Annotated in this window: 24 protein-coding genes; 17 read left to right on the top strand and 7 right to left on the bottom strand. The window is 62.7% G+C overall.

Annotation, left to right across the window (positions count from 1 at the left end):
* Window positions 1-29 precede the first annotated feature (29 nt).
* The gene (locus tag M5C01_RS22095) at window positions 30-2,054 is read left to right on the top strand and encodes a M3 family metallopeptidase (protein ID WP_152736544.1); all 2,025 of its coding nucleotides are present in this window, start codon (window positions 30-32) and stop codon (window positions 2,052-2,054) included.
* Here the strand turns inward: M5C01_RS22095 and M5C01_RS22090 are convergent.
* Window positions 2,032-2,676 (bottom strand): dual specificity protein phosphatase family protein, encoded by a 645-nt coding sequence (locus tag M5C01_RS22090; protein WP_152736543.1) that lies wholly within the window; start codon window positions 2,674-2,676, stop codon window positions 2,032-2,034. The two genes, M5C01_RS22095 and M5C01_RS22090, sit on opposite strands and share 23 nt — an antisense overlap.
* Window positions 2,677-2,977: 301 nt before the next feature.
* Between M5C01_RS22090 and M5C01_RS22085 the strand changes: the two genes are divergently transcribed.
* From M5C01_RS22085 to M5C01_RS22060, 6 genes are all read left to right on the top strand, one after another.
* Complete coding sequence (locus tag M5C01_RS22085) at window positions 2,978-3,718, top strand: gluconate 2-dehydrogenase subunit 3 family protein (protein ID WP_152736542.1); 741 nt, start codon at window positions 2,978-2,980, stop codon at window positions 3,716-3,718.
* A 2-nt stretch (window positions 3,719-3,720) separates the two neighbouring features.
* On the top strand, window positions 3,721-5,505 hold the full coding sequence (locus tag M5C01_RS22080; RefSeq protein ID WP_152736541.1) for a GMC family oxidoreductase: 1,785 nt from the start codon (window positions 3,721-3,723) through the stop codon (window positions 5,503-5,505).
* A 12-nt stretch (window positions 5,506-5,517) separates the two neighbouring features.
* Complete coding sequence (locus M5C01_RS22075) at window positions 5,518-6,792, top strand: cytochrome c (protein ID WP_152736540.1); 1,275 nt, start codon at window positions 5,518-5,520, stop codon at window positions 6,790-6,792.
* A 213-nt stretch (window positions 6,793-7,005) separates the two neighbouring features.
* On the top strand, window positions 7,006-8,064 hold the full coding sequence (locus M5C01_RS22070) for a PA0069 family radical SAM protein (protein WP_152736539.1): 1,059 nt from the start codon (window positions 7,006-7,008) through the stop codon (window positions 8,062-8,064).
* Between the two features lie 253 nt (window positions 8,065-8,317).
* The gene (locus tag M5C01_RS22065) at window positions 8,318-9,049 is read left to right on the top strand and encodes a carbonic anhydrase (protein ID WP_103496250.1); all 732 of its coding nucleotides are present in this window, start codon (window positions 8,318-8,320) and stop codon (window positions 9,047-9,049) included.
* A gap of 95 nt (window positions 9,050-9,144) precedes the next feature.
* Window positions 9,145-10,680 carry a SulP family inorganic anion transporter gene (locus M5C01_RS22060; RefSeq protein WP_103496251.1) on the top strand — a complete coding sequence of 512 codons (1,536 nt, stop codon included), beginning with the start codon at window positions 9,145-9,147 and terminating at the stop codon, window positions 10,678-10,680.
* 209 nt (window positions 10,681-10,889) lie between these two features.
* Here the strand turns inward: M5C01_RS22060 and M5C01_RS22055 are convergent, their stop codons facing one another.
* Window positions 10,890-11,540, bottom strand: a complete 651-nt coding sequence (locus M5C01_RS22055) for a hypothetical protein (protein ID WP_103496252.1) — start codon at window positions 11,538-11,540, stop codon at window positions 10,890-10,892.
* A gap of 372 nt (window positions 11,541-11,912) precedes the next feature.
* On the opposite strand from M5C01_RS22055, the gene coxB reads away from it, so the two are divergent.
* The 4 genes from coxB (at window position 11,913) to M5C01_RS22035 (ending at window position 16,200) form a co-directional block, all read left to right on the top strand.
* The gene (coxB, locus tag M5C01_RS22050; RefSeq protein WP_152736538.1) at window positions 11,913-13,043 is read left to right on the top strand and encodes a cytochrome c oxidase subunit II; all 1,131 of its coding nucleotides are present in this window, start codon (window positions 11,913-11,915) and stop codon (window positions 13,041-13,043) included.
* Between the two features lie 82 nt (window positions 13,044-13,125).
* Window positions 13,126-14,724, top strand: a complete 1,599-nt coding sequence (gene ctaD, locus M5C01_RS22045) for a cytochrome c oxidase subunit I (protein ID WP_152736537.1) — start codon at window positions 13,126-13,128, stop codon at window positions 14,722-14,724.
* A 3-nt stretch (window positions 14,725-14,727) separates the two neighbouring features.
* Complete coding sequence (locus M5C01_RS22040) at window positions 14,728-15,276, top strand: cytochrome c oxidase assembly protein (RefSeq protein WP_103496254.1); 549 nt, start codon at window positions 14,728-14,730, stop codon at window positions 15,274-15,276.
* A 33-nt stretch (window positions 15,277-15,309) separates the two neighbouring features.
* Window positions 15,310-16,200 carry a cytochrome c oxidase subunit 3 gene (locus M5C01_RS22035; RefSeq protein WP_103496255.1) on the top strand — a complete coding sequence of 297 codons (891 nt, stop codon included), beginning with the start codon at window positions 15,310-15,312 and terminating at the stop codon, window positions 16,198-16,200.
* Window positions 16,201-16,220: 20 nt separating this feature from the next.
* On the opposite strand, the gene M5C01_RS22030 is transcribed toward M5C01_RS22035, so the two are convergent.
* Window positions 16,221-16,424, bottom strand: a complete 204-nt coding sequence (locus M5C01_RS22030; protein WP_152736536.1) for a twin transmembrane helix small protein — start codon at window positions 16,422-16,424, stop codon at window positions 16,221-16,223.
* A gap of 71 nt (window positions 16,425-16,495) precedes the next feature.
* Here M5C01_RS22030 and M5C01_RS22025 point away from each other — a divergent pair, with 71 nt between their 5' ends.
* The 5 genes from M5C01_RS22025 to M5C01_RS22005 are packed head-to-tail and all read left to right on the top strand — an operon-like array spanning window position 16,496 to window position 20,410.
* Complete coding sequence (locus M5C01_RS22025; RefSeq protein WP_152736535.1) at window positions 16,496-17,242, top strand: SURF1 family protein; 747 nt, start codon at window positions 16,496-16,498, stop codon at window positions 17,240-17,242.
* Window positions 17,208-17,801 carry a hypothetical protein gene (locus M5C01_RS22020; RefSeq protein ID WP_152736534.1) on the top strand — a complete coding sequence of 198 codons (594 nt, stop codon included), beginning with the start codon at window positions 17,208-17,210 and terminating at the stop codon, window positions 17,799-17,801. Before M5C01_RS22025 ends, M5C01_RS22020 begins: the two co-directional genes overlap by 35 nt.
* A 10-nt stretch (window positions 17,802-17,811) precedes the next feature.
* Window positions 17,812-18,891, top strand: a complete 1,080-nt coding sequence (locus M5C01_RS22015; protein ID WP_152736533.1) for a COX15/CtaA family protein — start codon at window positions 17,812-17,814, stop codon at window positions 18,889-18,891.
* Window positions 18,879-19,778, top strand: a complete 900-nt coding sequence (gene cyoE / locus M5C01_RS22010) for a heme o synthase (RefSeq protein ID WP_178129691.1) — start codon at window positions 18,879-18,881, stop codon at window positions 19,776-19,778. The genes M5C01_RS22015 and cyoE overlap by 13 nt, the downstream gene beginning before the upstream one ends.
* Window positions 19,775-20,410, top strand: coding sequence for an SCO family protein (locus tag M5C01_RS22005; RefSeq protein WP_103496260.1), 636 nt, complete (start codon window positions 19,775-19,777; stop codon window positions 20,408-20,410). The genes cyoE and M5C01_RS22005 overlap by 4 nt, the downstream gene beginning before the upstream one ends.
* 3 nt (window positions 20,411-20,413) lie before the next feature.
* Here the strand turns inward: M5C01_RS22005 and M5C01_RS22000 are convergent, their stop codons facing one another.
* Window positions 20,414-20,839, bottom strand: coding sequence for a VOC family protein (locus tag M5C01_RS22000; RefSeq protein ID WP_152736532.1), 426 nt, complete (start codon window positions 20,837-20,839; stop codon window positions 20,414-20,416).
* Between the two features lie 105 nt (window positions 20,840-20,944).
* On the opposite strand from M5C01_RS22000, the gene M5C01_RS21995 reads away from it, so the two are divergent.
* The gene (locus M5C01_RS21995) at window positions 20,945-21,805 is read left to right on the top strand and encodes a LysR family transcriptional regulator (RefSeq protein WP_152736531.1); all 861 of its coding nucleotides are present in this window, start codon (window positions 20,945-20,947) and stop codon (window positions 21,803-21,805) included.
* 134 nt (window positions 21,806-21,939) lie between these two features.
* Here M5C01_RS21995 and M5C01_RS21990 read toward each other — a convergent pair whose 3' ends face one another.
* The 3 genes from M5C01_RS21990 to M5C01_RS21980 all read right to left on the bottom strand — a co-directional run bounded on the left by M5C01_RS21990 (window position 21,940) and on the right by M5C01_RS21980 (window position 24,462).
* Window positions 21,940-22,713: a MetQ/NlpA family ABC transporter substrate-binding protein gene (locus M5C01_RS21990; RefSeq protein ID WP_103496263.1), complete on the bottom strand. Its 774-nt coding sequence runs from the start codon at window positions 22,711-22,713 to the stop codon at window positions 21,940-21,942.
* A 67-nt stretch (window positions 22,714-22,780) separates the two neighbouring features.
* Window positions 22,781-23,455 (bottom strand): methionine ABC transporter permease, encoded by a 675-nt coding sequence (locus M5C01_RS21985; RefSeq protein ID WP_103496264.1) that lies wholly within the window; start codon window positions 23,453-23,455, stop codon window positions 22,781-22,783.
* Entirely contained in the window at window positions 23,455-24,462 is a 1,008-nt protein-coding gene (locus M5C01_RS21980) for a methionine ABC transporter ATP-binding protein (protein ID WP_103496265.1), read from the bottom strand. The genes M5C01_RS21985 and M5C01_RS21980 overlap by 1 nt, the downstream gene beginning before the upstream one ends.
* Window positions 24,463-24,545 lie beyond the last annotated feature (83 nt).

Raw genomic sequence — 24,545 nt, 5'->3', positions numbered from 1 at the left:
GGCGGTCCGTGCCTGTCCAGGAGTGAACCGTGGGGACCTTCAACCCTTTGCTGCACGCGCAGCCGCCTGATCTGCCGGCCTATTCATCGGTGCGTGTCGAGCACCTGCTGCCGGCGCTCGAGGCGCTGATCAAACACCACTGGAGCGCGATCGACGAGATTATCGCGAACCAGAGCGAAAACCCGACCTGGGACGACTTCTTCGTACCGGTCGACGCCTTGCGGGGGCGCCTGGCGGGGCTTATGGGCGTCATTACCGCCTTGAGTACCGCCCGTCCCTACCCCGTGTGGGGAGAGGCGTTCCACAGTTGCCGCCGGCGTTATCTCGCTTACCGCCTTGAAGTCAGCCAGCATCCCGGGCTCTTTCAACTCTACGAACGCCTGGCGGGCAGCGCGAACGCGCGCCTGTTCGACGCCACGCGTGTCGCCGCGCTCCAGCGGGTCGTGCTGGATTGCCGGCTGGCGGGGGCGCATTTGTCCGAGGAACAGAAGACCCGGTTGCGGGCGCTGGACGCGCGAATCCGGCAACTGGAATTGCGCTTCCTCAACAATGTGCGCATCGCCAGTGAAGACGGCAGCCTGTACTTCAGCGACGACAGTACCCTGGAGGGCGTTTCGGACGAGGACAAGGTCCATATGGAGCTGTACCACGAGTCGAACTTTGCCGGTTGGTGGTTGAACATCGACGATCCGCAGGCGGTCAGCTCGATCTTTCGGGATGCGCGAGGGCGCGAGCTGCGCCAGCAGGTCTATGAGGCCGTTGTGAGCCGTGCCAGCGATGCCGAAACGGACCATGACAATACGCCCGTGCTCGACGAGTTGCTGCAATTGCGCTTCATGAAGGCTGAGCTGCTGGGCTTCGCCAACAGCGCGGCACTGCAACTGCAAAGCCTTTCGTTGAGTTCTGCCGAGCAGGTCGAGGGATTCTTGCGCCGACTGGTGGCCGCGGAAAAACCAGGCTGGATCCGCGAAGTGGAGGTACTGGAGGCGTTTGCCGCCGAGCAGGGCCTGACGGCGCTGAAACCCTGGGACCGGCCCTTTTATAGCCAGCAGCTGCGCCTGCACAAGGGCGCGATCAGCGAGGATGAAAGTCGCGCCTACTTCGAACTCGAGCAGGTTCTGAAAAGCCTGCTGGCACTCCCCGCTCGCCTGTTCGGCGTTGAATTCATCGCCCGCGACGAACTGGATACCTGGCACCCCGACGTCCGCCCGTTCGAGGTTCGCGAGTATGGGCAGGCGATAGGCTACCTGTTCCTCGATCTGTTCGCCCGCGAGGAGAAGACCACCAGGAGCGGCGCGATGTATGCGCTGCGCCATCGGCTGCTATCGGTCGAGGGCCGCAGCCTGACCCTGCCGGTCGTGGTGCTGTACTGTTATCTTCCGCGGCCCGCGGCTGACAAGCCCCTGCTGCTCAAGCACGGACAGATGCGGGTACTGTTCCACGAGTTTGGGCACTGCCTGCATCAGTTGCTGGACCGCTCTCCTTGCTGGAGCTTGTCCGGTACCGATTCGGCCAGGGATGCTGGCGAGTTCTTCTCGGCGTTGCTGGAGTGCTGGTGTCATTCGCCTGCCTATCTCGTCGAGATCAGTCGGCACCACCAGACCGGCGCCGCGCTTTCTGCCGATCAGGCCGACCGGTTGATGATTTCACTCACCACCGGCAACGGCTTGAAGTCGGCCAGTACCCTGATTCTTGCCGCGCTCGCGTTGGAGCTGCACCAGAACCCCGCCCGGGAGCAAAGCGTCCTGGAGCGCAGCGCACGGGTGCGCGATGAGGTCTTGTCGCTGCCGGCACCGAGCGATGTGCGTCAGGTCTACAGTTTCAGTCACCTGGTCACCGGCACGGACGCCGCCTATTTCATCTATCCCTGGGGGCAGATGCTGGCGAGGGCGGTGTTCAGCCGTTTCGAAGAGCAGGGGCTCTTCGATCCCGTGGAAGGCAGGCGCCTGCGCGAGCTGGTCTTCGCGCCGGGCGGTTCCCGGCCCATCCTGAAATCCATTGAGGCGTTTCTGGGACGAACCCTCGATGAACTCACTGCACCTGTGCCGACTTGAGCCAGCTCTGCACCGCGCAGGTAGCGTAGGGACTGGTGCTGCACGCGCCGCTGGCCAGGGCCTCGCGTAGCTTGTCGACCGGCGCCTGCATCATGTAACGGATGCTGTCCTTGAAGTGCGGGGTGTCGCCAAACCCTCCCATCATCATTTCGCTCAGGGCTTCCTCCTTGCTCCAGCCCTGCACCACCACGCGGTACATCGCCGCCATCAGGCCGGTGCGTTCCGTGCCCTTCCGGTCGTGGATCAGTACCGAACCCCGGTCCTCGGCGTCCTTGATCGCGCGCAAGACGGTCAACACGTCGGCGTCATCGACATGGCCGATCCGGTAGGGCAGTTGCACCTGCTTGATGTTCGGGGCCGACAGCCAGCTGGAGTCGGCCTCCGGCTGGAAGTTGATGACCGTGGTGATGTTCAGCCTGGCCAGGATCGGCACGGCATTGCTGTCGGGCAAGGTGCTGCGATAGAGCGTCGGGGTCATCTGGTTGAGGTTGTACTGGTTGCCCACCGGCGTGGCCCATTGCGGCGGGCGTTGGCTGCTGTTGTCGCCGGCCTGGGCGGCGAGCAGCACCAGACCGCTGATCAGCATCAGGCCAAGGAGGGAAAACCAGCGAACGATCGACATAGATGGACGGCGCCCGGAAAAGAGAACTCGATATTGCCCTATAGCATTGTTTTTTACGGATCAAAAGCCCGTGAGTCGAGCGTCAAAGATTTGTGAGAGGGGTGGAATGGGGGCGGAAAAGGTCGAGATTTTTAGCTGAATCGATTCATCCTGATGCTTAGGCTGCTATCATTTGTAACTAAAGGTTGCCAGTGTGTTCTCAATTCGAGGTGTCTCGATAGAGACCGCTACCCGAAAAAGACAGGTTGCTCAATTGAAGTGACCGAATAATCCGTGCGTGCAAGATGAGAGAGGTAACGCCATGTCTGATCAAGATCGAGATAACCCGCGGCGTGAGTTCCTGCGCAAAACCCTGACCTTGATCCCGGTGGTCACCGTGGCGAGCAGCGCGTTGGGCAGCAGTGTCCTGCAAGCCGCCTCGCAAGTGACGCCAGCGGCCGCCGACAAGGCTCCGGTCAACAGCGGGCATTACGAGCCGAGCTTCTTCACCGCCGAGGAATGGGCTTTTCTCAATGCCGCCGTGGCCCGATTGATTCCGGCCGATGCCCAGGGGCCGGGTGCCCTGGAAGCTGGTGTGCCGGAATTTATCGACCGGCAAATGAACACCCCTTACGCCAGTGGCGCCTTGTGGTTTATGCAGGGGCCCTTCGCCGCCGATGCGCCGCCGGAGATGGGTTGGCAAAGCAAACTGGTGCCCCGCGAGATCTATCGGCTGGGCATCGCTGCTACGGAGGCCTGGTGCAAGAAGCTGCACGGTTCAACCTTTGCCGCGCAAGACAGCGCTACCCAGGATGCCTTGCTCAAGCGACTGGAGGTCGGAGACGCCGATTTCGACAGTGTCCCGCCGAAGATTTTCTTCAGCTTCCTGCTGCAAAACACCAAGGAAGGTTTCTTCAGCGACCCGATCCATGGCGGCAACAAAGGTCTGGTCGGCTGGACCATGATCGGCTTTCCCGGCGCCCGCGCCGATTTTATGGATTGGGTTGAACGCAACGAGCAATACCCCTTCCCGGCTGTATCCATTCGCGGCGAGAGGGCATGAGCATGGCGATTCAAATGAAGAAGGTCGACGCGGTAATCGTCGGTTTCGGCTGGACTGGGGCGATCATGGCCAAGGAACTGACCGAAGCCGGGCTCAATGTCGTGGCCCTGGAACGCGGTCCCATGCAGGACACCTACCCAGACGGCAATTACCCACAGGTGATCGACGAGCTCACCTACAGCGTGCGCAAGAAACTCTTCCAGGATATCTCCAAGGAAACCGTCACCATTCGCCATAGCGTCAATGACGTCGCCCTGCCGAACCGCCAGCTCGGCGCGTTCCTGCCGGGCAATGGCGTGGGTGGTGCGGGGCTGCACTGGTCTGGCGTGCACTTTCGGGTCGACCCCATCGAGTTGCGCATCCGCAGTCACTACGAAGAGCGCTACGGCAAACACTTCATTCCCAAGGACATGACCATCCAGGACTTCGGCGTCAGTTACGAAGAGCTGGAACCGTTCTTCGACCATGCCGAAAAGGTCTTCGGCACTTCGGGCCAGGCCTGGACCGTCAAGGGCCAGTTGGTCGGCCAGGGCAAGGGCGGCAACCCTTACGCGCCGGATCGTTCCAATCCCTTTCCGCTGGAGTCGCAGAAGAACACCTACTCCGCGCAGCTGTTCCAGAAAGCCGCCAGTGAAGTCGGCTACAAGCCCTACAATCTGCCGTCGGCAAATACTTCAGGGCCCTACACCAACCCTTACGGTGCGCAGATGGGCCCGTGCAATTTCTGCGGCTTCTGCAGCGGTTATGTCTGCTACATGTATTCCAAGGCCTCGCCGAACGTGAACATCCTGCCGGCGTTGCGCCAGGTGCCGAACTTCGAACTGCGGCCCAATTCCCACGTGCTACGGGTCAATCTCGACAGCACCAAGCGCAAGGCCACCGGCGTGACCTACATCGACGCCCAGGGCCGCGAGGTGGAGCAAGAGGCGGACCTGGTGATTCTCGGCGCCTTCCAGTTCCATAACGTGCGGCTGATGCTGCTGTCCGGCATCGGCAAGCCCTACGATCCGGTCACCGGTGAAGGCGTGGTGGGCAAGAACTTCGCCTACCAGAACATGGCCACCGTGAAGGCCTTCTTCGACAAGGACGTGCACACCAACAACTTTATCGGTGCCGGCGGCAACGGTGTGGCGATCGACGATTTCAACGCCGATAACTTCGACCACGGCCCCCATGGCTTTGTCGGCGGGTCGCCGATGTGGGTCAACCAGGCCGGCAGCCGGCCGATTGCCGGGACTTCGAACCCGCCGGGCACACCAGCCTGGGGCAGTGCCTGGAAACGTGCCACGGCCGATTACTACACCCACCAGGTGTCGATGGACGCCCACGGTGCGCACCAGTCCTATCGGGGAAACTACCTGGATCTCGACCCGGTTTACCGCGATGCCTACGGCTTGCCGCTGTTGCGGATGACCTTCGACTGGCAGGAAAACGACATCAAGATGAACCGCTTCATGGTCGACAAACTGAGCAAGGTCGCCGAGGCGATGAACCCCAAGTCCATTGCCCTGCTGGGCAAGCAGGTCGGTGAGCACTTCAACACGTCGTCCTACCAGACTACCCACCTCAACGGTGGCGCGATCATGGGTACCGACCCGAAGACCAGCGCCCTGAACCGCTACCTGCAATGCTGGGATGTGCACAACGTCTTCGTCCCCGGCGCTTCGGCCTTCCCCCAGGGCCTGGGCTACAACCCCACCGGCCTGGTGGCGGCGCTGACCTACTGGTCGGCCCGGGCGATCCGCGAGCAGTACCTGAAAAATCCCGGCCCGCTGGTCCAGGCATAAGGAGCGATGAACATGAAAGCACTGGTTATCGCCACCCTGGCGCTGTTGGGCAATGGCGCGGTCAGCGCCGCCGAGGCCGATCCGTCGGCCCTGATCAAGCAGGGCGAATACCTGGCGCGGGCCGGGGATTGCGTGGCCTGTCACACGGCCAAGGGCGGCCAGCCGTTCGCCGGCGGGCTGCCGATGCAGACGCCCATCGGCACGATCTATTCGACCAATATCACCCCGGATAAAAGTGGGATCGGCGCCTACAGCTTCGAGGATTTCGACCAGGCGGTCCGCCATGGTGTCGCCAAGAACGGCAGTACGCTTTACCCGGCGATGCCCTATCCGTCCTACGCCCGGGTCAGCGACAGCGATATGCAGGCGCTGTACGCCTACTTCATGAAGGGCGTGGCGCCGGTGGCCCAGGACAACAAGGCTGTCGATATCCCCTGGCCGCTGAGCATGCGCTGGCCGTTGGCGGGTTGGCGCTGGATGTTTGCGCCCAAGGTCGCCGAATACCAGGCCGGCAGCGGCGCGGACCCGGTGGTGAGCCGTGGCGCCTATCTGGTCGAAGGCCTCGGCCATTGCGGTGCCTGCCATACGCCACGGGCCCTGACCATGCAGGAAAAAGCCTTGAGCGCGAATGACGGCAGTGCCTTCCTGGCGGGTAGCGCGCCGCTCGAGGGCTGGATCGCGAAAAGCCTGCGCGGCGACCACAAGGATGGCCTCGGCAGTTGGAACGAAGCGCAGCTGGTGCAGTTCCTCAAGACCGGTCGCAGCGATCGCAGCGCGGTATTCGGCGGCATGAGCGATGTGGTGGTGCACAGCATGCAATACATGAGCGATGACGACCTGACGGCGATTGCCCGCTACCTCAAGAGCTTGCCGCCGGTGGATCCGCAGGACACGCCTCACGCCTATGAGCCGCAGGTCGCACAAACCCTGTGGAAAGGTGATGACAGCAAGCCGGGGGCGTCGGTCTATATCGACAACTGCGCGGCCTGCCACCGTACTGACGGTCACGGCTATACCCGGGTGTTCCCGGCGTTGGCCGGTAACCCGGTGGTGCAATCGGCGGACCCGACGTCGTTGATCCATATCGTGCTCAAGGGCGGCACCTTGCCGGCAACCCACAGCGCACCTTCGAACTTCACCATGCCGGCGTTTGCCTGGCGGCTGTCGGACCAGGAAGTGGCGGATGTCGTCGGTTTCATTCGCGGCAGTTGGGGTAACCAGGGCGGCGCGGTGAAGGCCAGTGACGTGGCGGCGTTGCGCAAGGAGGATATGCCGGCCAAGCCATAAAACCCTGAGAGCACCACGGACCCCCTGTAGGAGCTGGCTTGCCGGCGATGAGGCCCTTGAGTCTTGCGGCGTTCTTACGGCCGCCATCGCCAGCAAGCCGGCTCCCACAAAGGTCTGCTTTCGGCCTGGCTTTTGGGTGGCACTGCCAGACGGTGCTAGGCAGATTCGTCTGGCTCCATTACTGTATATAAATACAGTAATGGAGCCTTTCCAATGTTCACCCCGCTCCCACCCCGTGGCCGTGGCACCGCGACCAACCCGCACAACCGCTTCGCGCCCCATCGTTCGGTGGCCGAGGACGACGGCTGGTACCAGGAGGTTCCGCTGACCCAGGGCACCGAGGTGCGCATCGAGACTGCGAAGTCCATCATCACCCGCAACACCTCGCCGGACCTGCCCTTCGACCGCTCCATCAATCCCTATCGCGGCTGCGAGCACGGTTGCATCTACTGCTACGCACGCCCCAGCCATGCCTACTGGGATATGTCCCCAGGCCTGGATTTCGAAACCAGGCTGATCGCCAAGACCAACGCCGCCGCCGTGCTGGAGCAGCAATTGTCCAAGCCGGGCTATCGCGTCGCACCGATCAACCTGGGCTCCAATACCGATCCCTACCAGCCGATCGAACGCGAGCACCAGCTGACCCGGCGGATCCTCGAGGTGTTGCTGCGTTATCGGCATCCGGTGACCATCGTCACCAAGGGCTCGCTGATCCTGCGCGACCTCGACCTGCTCACGGAACTGGCACGGCAGCGCCTGGTGGCGGTGATGATCAGCCTGACCAGCCTCGACGACGAACTCAAGCGCATCCTCGAGCCCCGTGCGGCGGCGCCCAAGGCGCGCTTGCGGGCGATCCGGGTCATGGGTGAAGCGGGTATCCCGGTGGGCGTTTTATGTTCGCCGATGATTCCGATGATCAACGACAGCGAGCTGGAAAGCCTGCTCACCGAGGCCCGCGACGCCGGTGCCCAGAGCGCCGCCTACATGATGCTGCGCCTGCCCCTGGAGGTAGCGCCGCTGTTCGAGGAGTGGCTCGCCGCCCACTATCCGCAACGGGCAGCCCATGTCTTGAGCCTGATTCGCCAGACCCGCGGCGGCGAGCTCTACGACAGCCGGTTCGGTGCGCGGATGCGCGGCGAAGGGCCGTTTGCCGACCTGCTGGCGCAACGTTTTGCCAAGGCCATCAAGCGTCTGGGCCTCAACCGCCGCGAAGGTTACAACCTCGATTGCACGGCGTTTTGTCCTCCCGGAGGGCAAATGTCGTTACTCTGAGCCATGATCCGGACAAAGGTGTCTGCTGGCGTTTGGCCTGCGCCTATACTCTCGGGTAAGCGCGTAAGAAGCTTCTGGAACGTCCGTCCTAGAGCCTCTGATTCAGCTTGAGTTAAGTTTTCGCGACTAGGGTGAAGCTGCCTGTTGTGTACAGGTGCGTTCAAGGAATCGGGCGTATTGATCCGATGGGTGCTGGCGCGAGCGAGCCAAATCAGGAAAATCCCCTTCAATCCGTCAGAAAAGAGGATGAATCATGAGTGACAAGGATAAACAGCCGTCGGCTGCGTCGGCACCAGGGCTCCCCGGGGCCGAAACCGCCGATGCGGCGTTGCAGCATATCGTCGATGGCTTCCTGCATTTTCATCATGAAATTTTTCCGCAGCAGGAAGAGTTGTTCAAGAAACTCGCCACGGCCCAGAGCCCCCGGGCGATGTTCATCACGTGCGCGGATTCGCGGATCGTGCCTGAACTCATTACCCATAGCTCGCCCGGCGACCTGTTCGTGACCCGCAATGTCGGCAACGTGGTGCCGCCCTACGGGCAGATGAACGGCGGTGTCTCGACCGCCATCGAGTATGCGGTGCTGGCCCTCGGCGTGCAGCACATCATCGTCTGCGGGCATTCGGACTGCGGCGCCATGCGTGCGGTGCTCAACCCCGACAGCCTGGAAAAGATGCCCACGGTCAAGGCTTGGCTGCGCCATGCCGAAGTGGCGAAGACCATGGTCCATGAAAACTGCAACTGTGCCAACGAAAGTGAAAGCATGCAGGTGCTGACCGAAGAAAATGTTATCGCCCAGTTGCAGCACTTGCGCACGCACCCTTCGGTAGCCTCGCGCATGGCCAACGGTCACCTGTTTATCCATGGTTGGATCTACAACATCGAAACCAGCGAAATCAAAGCGTATGACGCCGATCGGGCCTGCTTCCTGCCCCTCGATGGCACTCATCCGATCCCGAGTGCGACGCCCAAAGCCCGCTTCTAGCGCCTGAAGCCTCCTCCATCCATTGGGTTCAGCCACGACCGACGTTCGAGCGGTCGGGCTTGGCCATGCCTGAAGAAATCCTCGGGAGATTCATCATGCGTGCAGCACAACTGAAAGCGGTTTTGCCACGGGAGCTATTGGCTTCCGTGGTGGTATTCCTGGTGGCCCTGCCGCTGTGCATGGGGATCGCCATCGCGTCCGGCATGCCACCGGCCAAAGGGCTGATTACCGGCATCATCGGTGGATTGGTGGTGGGCTGGCTGGCGGGTTCACCGTTGCAGGTCAGCGGTCCGGCCGCGGGCCTGGCGGTGCTGGTGTTCGAACTGGTGCGCGAGCACGGCATGGCCATGCTCGGGCCGATCCTGTTGCTGGCCGGCGTGTTGCAATTACTGGCTGGCCGCCTGCGCCTGGGCTGCTGGTTCCGGGTGACCGCCCCGGCGGTGGTCTACGGCATGCTTGCCGGGATCGGTGTGTTGATCGTGCTGTCCCAGGTCCATGTGATGCTCGACGGCTCTCCCCTACCCTCGGGGCTGGACAACCTGCTGGGCTTCCCCGCCGCTGTGGGCCAGGCGTTTTCCGGCGAAGGCAGCGGCTGGCAGGCCGGTGCGTTGGGCCTGGGAACCATCCTGGTGATGTGGCTTTGGGACAAGCGCAAACCCCATGTCCTGCGCTTTGTCCCGGGTGCGTTGCTTGGCGTGGGCCTGGCGACCCTGGCGAGCCTGCTGCTGGCGCTGTCGGTCAAGCGCGTGGAAGTCCCCGCCAACCTGGCCGAGGCCATCGACTGGCTGCGGCCCGCCGACCTGCTCAACCTGGCCGATCCCAACCTGCTGATCGCGGCTTTTGCCGTGGCCTTTATCGCCAGCGCCGAAACCCTGCTCTCAGCCGCCGCCGTGGACCGCATGCACGACGGCCAGCGTTCGGACTTCGACCGCGAACTGTCGGCGCAGGGGGTGGGCAACATGCTCTGCGGCTTGCTCGGGGCGCTACCTATGACCGGGGTGATCGTGCGCAGTTCGGCGAATGTCCAGGCCGGTGCCCGGACCCGCCTGTCGACGATGTTCCATGGCTTGTGGCTGCTGGCCTTTGTGCTGCTGTTGTCCAGCGTGCTGCAAAGCATTCCGGTGGCGAGCCTGGCGGGTGTGCTGGTGTATACGGGCATCAAGCTGGTGGACCTCAAGGTCTTTCGCGGCCTGGGGCGCTACGGGCGCATGCCGATGCTGACCTATGGGGCCACGGCCCTGGCGATTGTCTGCACTGATCTGTTGACGGGTGTGTTGATCGGTTTCGGCCTGACCCTGGCGAAGCTGGCCTGGAAAGCCTCGCGCCTGAAAATCAGCCTGGTGGACTTGCCTGCCGAGGGTGAGATGGAGCTGCGCCTGCTGGGAGCGGCGACCTTTCTCAAGGTGCCTGCGCTGACCCGGGTGCTGTCGACGGTTCCCACGGGCACGGTGGTGCACGTGCCGCTGGGCAACCTGAGCTATATCGACCACTCTTGCCTGGAGTTGCTGGAGGAGTGGGACCGCGCCAACCGGGCCAAGGGTTCGCGATTGGTGATCGAGGCCCATGGCTTGAAACGGCGCCTGGAAGGGCGGCTGCGGACCACCAGCGGTATCGGTTCCGCCGCAGCCTGACGATGGTAAAACGCCACAAAACCTGTAGGAGCCGAGCTTGCTCGCGATCGGGCGCGCAGCGGCCGCAATCCGGCTGACTCGGTGTGCCAGATGCACCGCATGCGCAGGTTTTACGACTGCTGCGCAGCCGATCGCGAGCAAGCTCGGCTCCTACAGGAGCGCGCGTCGGCAGCGGATCGCGTTCGGTTGCGATCAATTGCGTTGTCGGTTCAAGCGCCCGGCTGCTCCAGCTCCAGCCCCACGCCCAATTGGCGCGACAGGCACGGCCAGCGCTTCCACGCCGCCTCGGTGTCCGGGCTGTACAGGCGCTCGCGATAGGCTTCCACCGACTCCAGGGCAAAACTTTCTTCGTTGAGCATTTCATCGACCGCGTGATGCACCGCTTCATCCAGCTGGTTGGCGAATGTCTCGCCGATCAACTGGTGGGCGATCAGGTTGGCCACGGTAATGTCCGAGGGAATCAGCGGCTGGCCGAAATGCTTGATGTACAGGTCGTTGACCTCCTCCACCAGGCGATGCGCCAGATAGGCTTCGTCCAGCAGGCCGTCGAGCCCGACATGGCCTTCCAGGATCGCCGGGGGTTGCAGGAAAAACTGCTCGGCGATAGTCAGCACCGGCTTGATCTGCGATTCGATGCCGGCTTCGCGCGCCACCTCATTGGCCGCATCCAGCAAATCGGGAACCAGGTCGATATAGGCTTTGACAAACCGGGTCAGCACGCCTTTGGCGTCAACATCCGGCAGTTGAATAGCGGGGTGAAGGTGCGGCAATTGAACTTCAAGTTGACGCGTCAACTGGCCACTACCGGCCTCGTGTTGATGGGCACGTTGAATCTGCTCGCGCAATGCGGCGGTGTTCATGAAAACTCCAGGGGGGGACGGCAAAGGGAAAATAGGGAGAGTACAAAGTAGCTGGGTTATAAAAGATGTTCAGACGCATTTGTAATAATTATTTCATGCTTATATGCGTGAGTTATATCGGCTTGCCATCATTTCTGCTCTGCCCCAGGTAATTCGTGGCCTCCAGCCTGATGCAAAGTCGCCTTCAGTTCATTTCCCAGATCGCATGGCGCTGTCCCGGTCGCTGTCTATACTCGATTTCGTAGGGAGTTAGCTGTTGACGCCCGGCAGCTGTTGCAGGCCCGGCCGAATGGTCCGCTTACGCAGTACGACCATTCCCTTGGCCGCAGGTGAAAGCCGGCGGGATAACAAGAACGATAAGGGGAACCCGCAATGATGCGACATCCACGAGTCTGGATGGGCCTCCTGTTGTGGTCGATATTCAGTCAGGCGCATGCCGCCTGGACCGTGAATATGACGCCTGGAGCGACGGAAGTCAGTCACGAGATCTTCGATCTGCACATGACCATTTTCTGGATCTGTGTGGTGATCGGCATCATCGTGTTCGGTGCGATGTTCTGGTCGATGATCATGCACCGACGCTCCACTGGCCAGGTGGCGGCCAAGTTCCATGAAAGCACCACCGTGGAAATCCTCTGGACCATCGTGCCCTTGCTGATCCTGGTGGTCATGGCGATTCCCGCGACCGCCACGCTGATCAAGATGTACGACACCAGTGAGTCGGACGTCGATATCCAGATCACCGGCTATCAGTGGAAATGGCACTACAAATACCTGGGCCAGGATGTCGAGTTCTTCAGCAACCTGTCCACCCCCGCCGAACAGATGCATAACCAGGCGCCCAAGGGCGAAAACTACCTGCTGGAAGTCGACCAGCCGCTGGTCTTGCCGGTGGGCGCCAAGGTGCGTTTCCTGGTGACCTCCGCCGACGTGATCCATTCCTGGTGGGTGCCGGCCCTGGCGGTCAAGCGCGATGCCATTCCGGGGTTCTTCAACGAAGCCTGGACCCGGATCGACAAGCCCGGCCTCTACCGCGGGCAATGTTCCGAACTGTGCGGCAAGGACCACGGTTTCATGCCGGTGGTGGTCGATGTCCGCACCAAGGCCGACTACGACAGCTGGCTGGCCGATCGCAAGGCCGAGTCCGCCAAGCTCAAGGAACTGACCAGCAAGGAGTGGACCCTCGACGAGCTCAAGGAGCGCGGCGACAAGGTCTACCACACCACCTGCGTGGCCTGTCACCAGGCCGAGGGCCAGGGCCTGCCGCCGATGTTCCCGTCACTCAAGGGCTCGAAAATCGCCACCGGTCCCAAGGAGGACCACCTGCACCGGGTGTTCTTCGGCAAGCCGGGCACGGCCATGGCGGCCTTCGGCAAACAGTTGTCGGAAGTCGATATCGCCGCCGTCGTGACCTACGAGCGTAATGCCTGGGGCAACAACAAGGGCGACATGGTCACGCCCAAGGAAGTCCTGGCGCTGAAACAGGCGGAGGGCAGTAAATGAACAGCTCCGTCGCGTGTTCGCTGAACCGGTCGGAGCCGAGGCTCCCGGGCCAAGCCGTTCCCCCGTTTGCAGGAGACAGGACATGAGTGCAGTGATCGATGACCATGGCCATGGCGGCCACGATGAGCACGCCGCCCACGGTCCCGCCAAGGGCCTGATGCGCTGGGTGCTGACCACCAACCACAAGGATATCGGCACGCTGTACCTGTGGTTCAGTTTCGCCATGTTCCTGCTCGGCGGCTCCTTCGCCATGGTGATCCGCGCCGAGTTGTTCCAGCCGGGGCTGCACATTGTCGAGCCGGCGTTCTTCAACCAGATGACCACCATGCACGGCCTGGTGATGGTCTTCGGCGCGGTGATGCCGGCCTTCGTCGGCCTGGCCAACTGGATGATCCCGCTGATGATCGGCGCGCCGGACATGGCCTTGCCGCGGATGAACAACTTCAGCTTCTGGCTGTTGCCGGCGGCCTTCTCGCTGATGGTCTCGACCCTGTTCATGCCCGGCGGCGGGCCGAACTTCGGCTGGACCTTCTATGCGCCGTTGTCGACCACCTACGCGCCCGAAAGCGTGACCTTCTTTATCTTCGCCATCCACATGATGGGCATCAGTTCGATCATGGGCGCGATCAACGTGATCTCGACCATTCTCAACCTGCGTGCGCCGGGCATGACCCTGATGAAGATGCCGCTGTTCGTCTGGACCTGGCTGATCACCGCGTTCCTGCTGATCGCGGTGATGCCGGTGCTGGCGGGTGTGGTGACCATGATGCTGATGGATATCCATTTCGGCACCAGCTTCTTCAGCGCCGCCGGTGGCGGTGATCCGGTGCTGTTCCAGCACGTGTTCTGGTTCTTCGGCCATCCCGAGGTGTACATCATGATCCTGCCGGCGTTCGGCGCGGTCAGTGCGATCATCCCGGCGTTTTCCCGCAAGCCGCTGTTCGGCTACACCTCGATGGTCTACGCCACGGCGAGCATCGCCTTCCTCTCGTTCATCGTCTGGGGCCACCATATGTTCGTGGTCGGCATTCCCCTGGTCGGCGAGCTGTTCTACATGTACGCGACCATGTTGATCGCGGTGCCGACCGGGGTGAAGGTGTTCAACTGGGTCAGCACCATGTGGCAAGGTTCGCTGACCTTCGAGACGCCCATGCTGTTTGCGGTGGCCTTTGTCATCCTGTTCAGCATCGGCGGCTTCTCCGGGCTGATGCTGGCGATGGCGCCGGCGGACTTCCAGTACCACGGCACCTATTTCGTGGTGGCGCATTTCCACTACGTGCTGGTGCCGGGGGCGATCTTCGGGATCTTCGCGTCCACCTACTACTGGCTGCCGAAGTGGACCGGCCACATGTACGACGAAACCCTCGGCAAGCTGCACTTCTGGCTGTCGTTCATCGGCATGAACCTGACCTTCTTCCCGATGCATTTCGTGGGCCTTGCGGGGATGCCACGGCGGGTGCCGGACTACAACCTGCAGTTCGCCAACTTCAACATGGTCTCCTCGATCGGTGGCTTCATGTTCGGGGTCACCCAGCTGCTGTTCCTGTTTATCGTCATCAAGTGCATCCGCAGCGGCCCGCCGGCCCCGGCCAAGCCCTGGGATGGCGCGGAAGGCCTGGAGTGGAGCATTCCGTCACCGGCGCCGTACCACACCTTCATCACGCCGCCGGAAGTGAAATAGATCATGGCCGACTCGATCTCGCTCAAGCGCCTGGTCACACGCCTGTTGTTGGTGGTGGTAGCGATGTTCGCCTTCGGTTTTGCCCTGGTGCCGCTCTACGACGTGATGTGCAAGGCCTTCGGGATCAACGGCAAGACCGCCGGGCAGTATGAAGGTGAGCAGGTGGTCGACCTGTCACGCAAGATCGGCGTGCAGTTTCTCTCGACCAATGCCGTCGACATGGTCTGGGAGTTCTATCCCAAGGCCAACCAGTTGACCGTGCACCCCGGTGCCGTCAACGAGATGCTCTTCGTGGCCTACAACCCCACCGACCATGTGATGAAGGCCCAGGCCATCCCGAGCATCGCCCCGGCGAATGCGGCGGTGTATTTCCACAAGACCGAATGCTTCTGCTTCACCCAGCAGACCCTGCAGCCCGGGCAGCGCATCGAGATGCCGGTACGTTTCATCGTTGACCGCGACATGCCCAAGGATGTGAAGCAACTGACACTGGGCTACACGCTGTTCGACATCACCGCCCGCAATCCGCCCGTGGCGGGTACGGGCGGCTAGGACATTTGGCGTGCCCGATAAGGAGAACAATAAATGGCGATTCATGAGCATTACTACGTACCGGCCCAGAGCAAGTGGCCGATCATTGCCACGGCGGGCATGCTGACCACGATGTTCGGTCTGGGCACCTGGTTCAACGACCTGAAGGCGGCGCGCCCGGATTCCCACGGCCCGCTGATTTTCTTCGTCGGCGGACTGCTGCTGGCCTATATGCTTTTCGGCTGGTTCGGCACGGTGATCAAGGAAAGTCGCGCCGGGCTCTACAGCCCGCAGATGGACCGCTCGTTCCGCTGGGGCATGAGCTGGTTCATCTTTTCCGAGGTGATGTTCTTTATCGCCTTCTTCGGCGCGCTGTTCTATGTGCGCAATCTGTCGGTGCCCTGGCTGGCCGGTGACGGTGGCGCGAAAGGGATCGCCCACCTGTTGTGGCCGAACTTCCAGAATGCCTGGCCCTTGCTGAACAACCCCGATCCGAAGCTCTTTCCCGGCCCCAGGGAAACCATCAGTCCCTGGGGCTTGCCGCTGCTCAATACCGTGTTGCTGGTCAGTTCCAGCGTCACCGTGACCATCGCCCACCATGCCCTGAAGAACGGCCATCGCGGCGCGCTGAAGATCTGGCTGGCGATCACCGTGCTGCTGGGGATCGCGTTCCTGAGCTTCCAGGCCAAGGAATACATGCATGCCTATCACGAGCTGGGGCTGACCCTGGGCTCGGGCATCTACGGCGCGACCTTCTTCATGCTCACCGGTTTCCACGGTGCCCACGTGACCATCGGCACCCTGATCCTGTTCGTGATGCTGATGCGGGTCATGCGCGGGCACTTCAATGCCGAGCATCAATTCGGTTTTGAAGCGGCCAGTTGGTATTGGCACTTCGTCGACGTGGTCTGGATCGGCCTGTTCGTCTTCGTCTACGTACTTTGAGCCTTGCGGGGCGCGGGTTCCTACCAGGGCGCCGAGGACACCAGTTGGCCGCTGAAAAAGCCCCAGGTGATCAAGGCCAGGGTGATCACGGCAAGCCCGACCCGCACGGTGAGGGCATGGACCAGGCGCTTGGAGTAGGCGTCGTCCTTCACCAGGAAGAACAGGCCGCTGAACAGGCTGGCCACCGTGGCCAACAGCATCAGGACAATCGCCGCTTTCAACATGGTGAGACTCCGGGGGAGATGCGCATGCAATTGAGTATAGCGAGTCGAATAACGGCCGCAGGAGCGCGGTCATGAGGCGCTTCCAGCCCGGCATCGCGCCGACCCTGGTGGTGCTTGTGCTGCTGCCGTTGCTGGTCTGCCTGGGGTTCTGGCAGCTGAGTCGCAGCGAGCAGAAACGCGTGCTGCTGGAGAACCATGCCCAGCGTCGCACTTCCGAACCGGTGGCGGGCGACCAGTTGAAAGCCATGACCGATCCGGCCTTTCGGCGGGTGCGATTGAGCGGGCAGTTCGACGCCGAACACAGTTACCTGCTGGATAACCGCATGCGCGACGACCGGGTCGGCGTCGAGCTGTTGCAGCCGTTCCACGACGAGGCCAGCGGCCTGTGGTTGCTGGTCAACCGGGGCTGGTTGCCCTGGCCGGATCGGCGCACGCCGCCGGTGTTCAGCACCCCTGCGCAGCGGCTGGAAATCGGCGCCTGGGTGTATGTCTCGCCTGGCGCGACCTTCCAACTGGGCAGCGACCCGGCCAATGCGAGCTGGCCACGGCTGGTGACCGCGATCGACCCGGACAAGCTCTGGGCGGAGCTGGGACGCACAGGTTTCAACTACGAACTGCGCCAGGAGTCCGGCCCGGCGGCCTATGAGGCCGGCTGGCCGGTGGTCTCCGAAGGCATGGGGCCGGAAAAACATGTGGCCTATGCCGTGCAGTGGTTCGCCATGGCACTGGCGCTGTTCGGCCTTTATCTCTACCTCGGATGGCATAACGCAAGGGAGAAACACCATGGGAGCGGCCATGAATCCACTGAACACAGCTGAAGCCCCGACCCCGCCACGGCGTGCCCGCGGTCGCTGGCAACTGATCATGATCCTGTTGGTGGTGATCGGCCCGATGGTCCTCGCCACCGGGATGTACAAGTTGCAGTTCTGGGTGCCGGAGAGCCGCAGTTATCACGGCGAGTTGATCGGCAACGGTGAAAGCCGTGCCGACCTGGGCGTGCAGACCGACGAGCAGCGCTGGCAGATGCTGGTGACCGCGCCGGGGGATTGTGCCGCGGACTGCCAGCAACTGGTCTACCTGGCGCGGCAGATCCAGATCGCCCTGGGCCGCGATGCTTCCCGGGCCAGCCATGCCCTGGCGACGGCGCAACCCCTGGAGACGTTCTACGACGCCAAGCTCAAGCGCGAATACCCGCAGTTGCAACGCTACCCGCTGGATCTTGCGGCCTACAACCGGGCGGCCAAGGGCAACGGCGCGGCGCAACTGTGGATCGTCGATCCCCACGGCAACCTGGTGCTGCGTTATGACGCGGGGGTCAACGGCAAGGACCTGCTCAACGACCTGGTGCAACTGTTGAAACTGTCGAATATCGGATGAGGGCATCGTCATGGCCAAACCTGGATTTCGCCTCGCGCTGTTCGCCACGCTGCTGGCGCTGATTGTCGTCCTGCTGGGCGCCTACACCCGGCTGACCCACGCCGGCCTGGGCTGCCCCGACTGGCCGGGCTGCTACGGCTTTATCAGCGTGCCCCAGAGCGAAGCCCAGCTGGCCCATGCCGAATTGCATTTTCCCGATACCCCGGTGCAAGCCCACAAGGGCTGGAACGAGATGGTCCATCGCTACTTCGCCGGGACCCTGGGTCTGCTGATCGTGCTGCTGGCCGCACGCTCCTGGCATGAACGCCGGCGTGACGGGCAACCACTGAAGCTGCCGCTGTTCCTGCTGGGAGTGGTCTTCGCCCAGGCGGCCTTCGGCATGTGGACGGTCACCCTCAAGCTCTGGCCCCAGGTGGTCACGGCGCATCTGCTCGGCGGTTTTGCCACCTTGAGCCTGCTGTTCCTCCTGACCTTGCGCCTGTCCGGCGTGCTGCCGGCGCTGGCGGTGCCACGGCGTTTGCAGCGCTGGGCCACGGCCGGGTTGCTGCTGGTGATTCTGCAGATCGCCCTCGGCGGCTGGGTCAGTTCCAATTATGCGGCGGTGGCCTGTATCGACCTGCCGACCTGTCACGGGCAATGGTGGCCGAACGCGGATTTCGCCAATGGTTTTCACCTCACCCAGCATATCGGCCCCAACTACCTGGGCGGCCAGCTCGACAGCGATGCGCGCACGGCCATTCACCTGACCCACCGCATCGGCGCCCTGTTGGTGGCCCTGGTGCTGCTAGGCCTGGCCTGGCAACTGCGGGCGGTGGGCATGACCCGGCTCGCCGGGTTGCTGCTGCTGGCGCTGGCGGCGCAGATCTGCCTGGGCCTGAGCAATGTCTACTTTCATCTGCCGCTGCCGGTGGCCGTGGCGCACAATGCTGGCGGCGCGGCCTTGTTGCTGACGCTGGTGCTGGTCAATTACCACGCGCGTACCGCGCTGGTCCGGGTGCGCGCGCAAGCGCCGGCACGCTGGCGTCTGAGCCCGATCAAAGCGGTCCATGCGCCCATCACGATCAAGGGAGAAATGCCGTGGCGACTGTAATCGGTGAGGCCCAGGCCCAGGCGCTCTGGCGCGACTACCTGGAGCTGACCAAACCCAAGGTGGTGGTGCTGATGCTGATTACCTCGCTGGTGGGCATGTTTCTCGCGACCCGTGCCGGCGTGCCCTGGACCGTGCTGGTGTTCGGCAACCTGGGCATCGCCCTGTGTGCCGGCGGCGCGGCGGTGGTCAATCATGTGGTGGATCGGCGCATCGATGCGCTGATGGCCCGCACCCACAAGCGGCCGCTGGCCCAGGGCCGGGTATCGCCGGCGGCGGCGCTGAGTTTCGCGCTGGTCCTCGCGGTGCTCGGGCAGGCCTTGCTGCTGAGTTTCACCAACCCGCTGACGGCCTGGCTGACCCTGGCGTCCCTGCTCGGTTACGCGGTGATCTACACCGGCTTTCTCAAGCGCGCCACGCCGCAGAATATCGTGATCGGCGGCCTGGCCGGGGCGGCGCCGCCGTTGCTCGGCTGGGTCGCGGCCACCGGTCATGTCAGCGCCGAACCGCTGTTGCTGGTGCTGATCATCTTCGCCTGGACCCCGCCGCATTTCTGGGCCCTGGCCATCCACCGCAAGGAAGAGTACGCCAAGGCGGATATCCCGATGCTGCCGGTGACCCATGGCGAGCATTACACCAAGGTGCATATCCTGCTCTACACCTGTGTCCTGCTGGCGGTCAGCCTGCTGCCGTTCGTGATCCACATGAGCGGCCTGCTCTACCTGGTCTGCGCCACGCTCCTGGGCGCGCGCTTCCTGCACTGGGCGTGGGTGTTGTACCGTGGCAGTCAGCCGCATGCGGCGATCAACACCTTCAAGTACTCTATCTACTACTTGTTCCTGCTGTTTATCGCGCTGCTTGTCGATCACTACCTATTGTTGAATCTATGACTCGAGTTCAGAAAACCGTTTTTATTCTTGTCGCCGTGGTGGCCCTGGTCCTGGGCCTGACGGTCAACAAAGTGATCCATAACCAGCGCCAGGGCGAGCCCACGGCGATGATCGATGCGGGGATCATCCTGCTGCCCCAGAGCCGTTCGCTGCCCGGGGTGAAGATGACCGACCAGAACGGCCAGCCGGTGCAGGTCGACGAGCTCAAGGGCAAGTGGAGCCTGCTGTTCTTCGGCTACACCTTCTGCCCGGACATCTGTCCGACCACCCTTGCCCAACTGCGTCAGATCAAGAGCGAGTTGCCCAAGGACGCGGTGGGCCAGTTGCAGGTGATCCTGGTGAGCGTCGACCCGAACCGCGATACGCCGCAGCAGCTCAAGCAGTACCTGGGTTACTTCGATCCAGAGTTCCGTGGGCTGACCGCGGGTTCGATCGACGACCTGCAGAAGGTCGCCAATGCGCTGAGCATTCCGTTTATTCCGGCGGACACCAGCAAGCCCAACTACACCGTTGACCATAGCGGCAACTTGGCGATCGTCGGGCCGGACGGTACTCAGCGCGGCTTTATCCGCGCGCCGTTGAACAACCAGAAGCTGGTGGCGCAGTTGCCGGATTTGCTCACGCGCAAATAGCGGCTACTTGGCAAACATCTGCCCGATATCCTTGAAGGCCTTGAACTCCAGGGCATTGCCGCACGGGTCGAACAGGAACATGGTTGCCTGTTCGCCCACCTGCCCCTTGAAGCGCACGTAGGGTTCGATCACGAACCGCGTGCCCTTCTCTTTCAGGCGCTCGGCCAGCGCTTCCCAGGTTTCCCATTCCAGCACCACGCCGAAATGCGGTACCGGCACGTCGTGGCCGTCCACCGGGTTGCTCAACGCCTGTTTCTGGGCCGCCGTCTTGGCCTGGTAGTGAATCACCAACTGATGACCGAAGAAGTCGAAGTCCACCCAGTGATCGCTGCTGCGTCCTTCCGGGCAGGCAAAAACATCGCCGTAGAAATGTCGGGCCGCGGCCAGGTCATGGACCGGGATTGCCAGGTGGAACGGTGAAAGCGCCATGTCGGATACCAGGCTGGGGGAAGGAGCTTTCAGTGTAGCGATGATTATTTTGCTGAAAAGCGCATATTCTTGCTTCCGAGCCCGACTATTTTTGTTGAGTAAGCCATGCTTCGTGAACTCAAGACCTTTATCCGCGTTGCCCGCGAAGGCACCTTTGTCGCCGCCGGCCAGCAGGTGGGGCTGACCCAGTCGGCGGTCAGCGCGCAGATGCGCGTGCTGGAGCAGAACCTCGGGGTGCGCCTGTTCGATCGCAGTGGGCGGGCCGCCGTGCTGAATGCGGCGGGTCGCCATGCGCTGCCCCTGGCCGAGCAGATCCTCGCCTTGTACGGGCAGATGGCCCTGTCGACGAGCGCCGCCGAGTGGCAGGGGGAGTTGCGTATCGGCGCCATTGCCACGGTGCAGACCGGTTTGTTGCCCCAGGCCTTGCCGCGCTTTCGCCAGGCGGCGCCACGGGTGGAGTTGAAGCTGGTGCCGGGGGTTTCCCTCAATCTGCTGGGCCAGGTGGATGCCGGTGAGCTGGACCTGGCGCTGTTGATCAAGCCGCCGTTCGAGCTGCCCAAGGAGTTGCTGGAGATTCCCCTGGCCAGCGAGCCCTTTGTGCTGATCGCGCCGCTGCATCTGCCGGGGGATGACCCGCTGCAATTGCTCGCCGAGCAGCCATTCGTACGGTATGACCGGGCATCCTTTGGCGGGCGGCTGGTCAGTCAGTTTCTGCGGGAACAGCGGATACAGGTACGCGATGCGCTGGAGCTGGATGAGCTGGAAGCGATTGCGCGGATGGTGGAGTGCGGGCTGGGGGTGTCGCTGGTGCCCCGGGCGGGACTGTGGTTGCAGCGGGCGGATCAGTTGCGGGTGATCGGGTTGGGCGAGCTGACTTTCGAGCGGCAGTTGATTGCGGTGTTGCGTCGCGCCCAGCGGCAGCCGGCGCTGGATTGTCTGCTGGAGTGTCTGCGTCAGCCGGTATAACGGCCTGTTCGATTCCTTGCAAACGGCACCAACCCTTGTAGGAGCAGGGCTTGCCCGCGGCCCTGAAGGCCACTAAAAGCTTCGCGGGCAAGCCCTGCTCCTACAGGAACGGTGTTCGGTCTTAACTGTGTGGCTTAGAACGCCGGTACGATCGCGCCCTTGTACTTCTCGAGGATGAAGGCTTTCACTTCAGGGCTGTGCAGCGCCGCGACCAGCTTCTTCATCGCGTCCGAATCCTTGTCGTCCTCGCGGGCCACCAGGATGTTCACGTACGGCGAGTCGCTACCCTCGATGATCAGTGCGTCCTTGGCCGGGTCCAGCTTGGCTTCCAGGGCGTAGTTGGTGTTGATCAGGGCCAGGTCGACCTGGGTCAGCACGCGCGGCAGGGTGGCGGCTTCCAGTTCGCGGATCTTCAGGTCCTTGGTGTTCTCGACGATGTCTTTGGGCGTCGACAGGATGTTGGTGGCGTCCTTCAGCTTGATCAGGCCGGCTTTCTGCAGCAGCAGCAGGGCGCGGCCGCCGTTGGTGGCGTCGTTCGGGATCACCACATTGGCGCCGCCTGGCAGGTCGGCGAGTTTCTTGTACTTGCTGGAGTAGGCGCCCAGGGGCTCCACATGCACGCCGGCAACGCTGACCAGGTGGGTGCCCTTGCTCTTGTTGAACTCATCCAGGTACGGCTGGTGCTGGAAGAAGTTGGCGTCCAGGCGTTTCTCGGCCACTTGCACGTTCGGTTGCACGTAGTCGGTGAAGACCTTGACCTTCAGGTCCACGCCTTCCTTGGCCAGGGCCGGTTTGACGAACTCGAGGATTTCCGCGTGGGGGACCGGCGAGGCGGCAACGGTCAGGGTTTCGGCGGCGTGGGCCGAGAGGGCGGCAACGGCGGCAAAGGCAGCAATCAGTTTTTTCATCGAACGACTCCATGTGAGGGGCGCATGCCGGCCTGGGGCCGGCTTATTCAGGTGTAAAAGGCGGATTTTACTTACGGGAAAAGTGCACCACCAGCCGGTCGCCGATGCTCTGCAGCACCTGCACCAGGACGATCAGCATGATCACCGTGACCACCATGACATCGGTCTGGAAACGCTGGTAACCATAGCGGATCGCCAGGTCGCCGAGGCCGCCGGCACCGACCACACCGGCCATGGCGGTATAGCTCACCAGGGTAATGGCGGTCACGGTAATCGCCGCGAGAATGCCCGGCCGGGCTTCCGGCAACAGCGCATTGAGAATGATCTGGCGGGTGGTCGCGCCCATCGCCTGGGTGGCTTCGATAATGCCCCGGTCGACTTCGCGCAGCGCGGTTTCCACCAGCCGCGCGAAGAACGGCGCGGCGCCGATCACCAGCGGCGGGATGGCCCCGGCCACGCCCAGGGAGGTGCCGGTGAGAAGCACGGTGAACGGAATCATCACGATCAGCAGGATGATGAATGGCAGCGAGCGCACCACGTTCACCACGAAGGCCAGGATCGCGTAGGTAGCCTTCTGCTCCAGCAACTGACGCGGGCTGCAGAGGAACAACAGGATCCCCAGGGGCAGGCCCAGCAGGATGGTGAACACCAGCGAGGTGCCGAGCATCAGCATGGTATCGCCTGTGGCTTCCCAGATATCCGCCCAGTCGACGTTGGCGAAGAAATTCAGAAACAGGTCCATCAGCGCAGTACCTCCATATGGACGTCGGCGGCGGTGAAGCGCGCGAAGGCGGCCTCCATGTCGCCGCCGGTGACGGCGAGCGTCAGTTGCCCATAAGGGGTGTCCTTGATGCGGTCGATGCGCCCGGCAAGGATGCTGTAGTCCACGCCGGTTTCACGGGCGACGGTACCCAGCAGCGGCGCGTAGGTGGCTTCGCCCTGGAAGGTCAGACGCACTATACGGCCCGGCACATGGGCGAAGTCGTCACGCTGCTCGCTTTCGTCGATCTGTTCGTCTTCCTGGACGAAGCGGCGAGTGGTCGGGTGCTTGGGGTGCAGGAACACCTCGGCCACCGGACCCTGTTCGACGATCACGCCGGCATCCATCACCCCGACCACGTCGCAGACCCGGCGGATCACGTCCATTTCATGGGTGATCAGCACGATGGTCAGCTTCAGCTCGCGATTGATCTCGGCCAGCAGTTGCAGGACCGACGCGGTGGTTTGCGGGTCGAGGGCGCTGGTGGCTTCGTCGCACAGCAGGATCTTCGGCTTGGTCGCCAGGGCGCGGGCAATGCCGACCCGCTGCTTCTGGCCGCCGGACAACTGGGCCGGGTATTTCTTCGCGTGGTCGGACAGGCCGACCCGTTGCAAGAGTTCGGCGACCCGCTGGTCGATCTCACGCCGGGACAGCTCGCCGGCCAGGGTCAGCGGCAGCGCGACGTTGTCGGCCACGGTCTTGGAGGCCAGCAGGTTGAAGTGCTGGAAGATCATCCCGACCTGTTGGCGGAAACGCCGCAGGCCATTGGCGTCGAGCGCCGTGACCTCTTCGTCGTCGACGATGATCTGGCCGCCGCTGGGGGCTTCCAGGCGATTGATCAGACGCAGCAGGGTACTTTTTCCCGCGCCGGAATGACCGATCAGGCCGAAGACCTGGCCGTTCTCAACCCGCAGGTTGGTGGGGTGCAGGGCGGGAATATCCTTACCGGCGACCCGGTAGGTTTTATGGACGTTATGAAACTCGATCACGTAGCGAACCTTGTGGGGCGCAATGGAAAAAGGTCAGCGGTTAGCCGGGCGGGCATTTTAGCCTGTCCGTATAGGTCGTCTTA

It is taken from the genome of Pseudomonas sp. MWU12-2319, from assembly GCF_023242525.1.
GTDB lineage: Bacteria > Pseudomonadota > Gammaproteobacteria > Pseudomonadales > Pseudomonadaceae > Aquipseudomonas > Aquipseudomonas gingeri_D.
The sequence above is the reverse complement of the archived record's forward strand: the minus strand, read 5'-3'. Positions and strand labels throughout refer to the sequence as shown.

Excerpts from the sequence above, each read along its gene's own strand:
- M5C01_RS22090 (WP_152736543.1), bottom strand. The coding sequence starts at position 2,676 with ATGTCGATCGTTCGCTGGTTTTCCCTCCTTGGCCTGATGCTGATCAGC.
- M5C01_RS22085 (WP_152736542.1), top strand. The coding sequence starts at position 2,978 with ATGTCTGATCAAGATCGAGATAACCCGCGGCGTGAGTTCCTGCGCAAA.
- M5C01_RS22080 (WP_152736541.1), top strand. The coding sequence starts at position 3,721 with ATGGCGATTCAAATGAAGAAGGTCGACGCGGTAATCGTCGGTTTCGGC.
- M5C01_RS22075 (WP_152736540.1), top strand. The coding sequence starts at position 5,518 with ATGAAAGCACTGGTTATCGCCACCCTGGCGCTGTTGGGCAATGGCGCG.
- M5C01_RS22070 (WP_152736539.1), top strand. The coding sequence starts at position 7,006 with ATGTTCACCCCGCTCCCACCCCGTGGCCGTGGCACCGCGACCAACCCG.
- M5C01_RS22065 (WP_103496250.1), top strand. The coding sequence starts at position 8,318 with ATGAGTGACAAGGATAAACAGCCGTCGGCTGCGTCGGCACCAGGGCTC.
- M5C01_RS22060 (WP_103496251.1), top strand. The coding sequence starts at position 9,145 with ATGCGTGCAGCACAACTGAAAGCGGTTTTGCCACGGGAGCTATTGGCT.
- M5C01_RS22055 (WP_103496252.1), bottom strand. The coding sequence starts at position 11,540 with ATGAACACCGCCGCATTGCGCGAGCAGATTCAACGTGCCCATCAACAC.
- coxB (WP_152736538.1), top strand. The coding sequence starts at position 11,913 with ATGATGCGACATCCACGAGTCTGGATGGGCCTCCTGTTGTGGTCGATA.
- ctaD (WP_152736537.1), top strand. The coding sequence starts at position 13,126 with ATGAGTGCAGTGATCGATGACCATGGCCATGGCGGCCACGATGAGCAC.
- M5C01_RS22040 (WP_103496254.1), top strand. The coding sequence starts at position 14,728 with ATGGCCGACTCGATCTCGCTCAAGCGCCTGGTCACACGCCTGTTGTTG.
- M5C01_RS22035 (WP_103496255.1), top strand. The coding sequence starts at position 15,310 with ATGGCGATTCATGAGCATTACTACGTACCGGCCCAGAGCAAGTGGCCG.
- M5C01_RS22030 (WP_152736536.1), bottom strand. The coding sequence starts at position 16,424 with ATGTTGAAAGCGGCGATTGTCCTGATGCTGTTGGCCACGGTGGCCAGC.
- M5C01_RS22025 (WP_152736535.1), top strand. The coding sequence starts at position 16,496 with ATGAGGCGCTTCCAGCCCGGCATCGCGCCGACCCTGGTGGTGCTTGTG.
- M5C01_RS22020 (WP_152736534.1), top strand. The coding sequence starts at position 17,208 with ATGGGAGCGGCCATGAATCCACTGAACACAGCTGAAGCCCCGACCCCG.
- M5C01_RS22015 (WP_152736533.1), top strand. The coding sequence starts at position 17,812 with ATGGCCAAACCTGGATTTCGCCTCGCGCTGTTCGCCACGCTGCTGGCG.
- M5C01_RS22005 (WP_103496260.1), top strand. The coding sequence starts at position 19,775 with ATGACTCGAGTTCAGAAAACCGTTTTTATTCTTGTCGCCGTGGTGGCC.
- M5C01_RS22000 (WP_152736532.1), bottom strand. The coding sequence starts at position 20,839 with ATGGCGCTTTCACCGTTCCACCTGGCAATCCCGGTCCATGACCTGGCC.
- M5C01_RS21995 (WP_152736531.1), top strand. The coding sequence starts at position 20,945 with ATGCTTCGTGAACTCAAGACCTTTATCCGCGTTGCCCGCGAAGGCACC.
- M5C01_RS21990 (WP_103496263.1), bottom strand. The coding sequence starts at position 22,713 with ATGAAAAAACTGATTGCTGCCTTTGCCGCCGTTGCCGCCCTCTCGGCC.
- M5C01_RS21985 (WP_103496264.1), bottom strand. The coding sequence starts at position 23,455 with ATGGACCTGTTTCTGAATTTCTTCGCCAACGTCGACTGGGCGGATATC.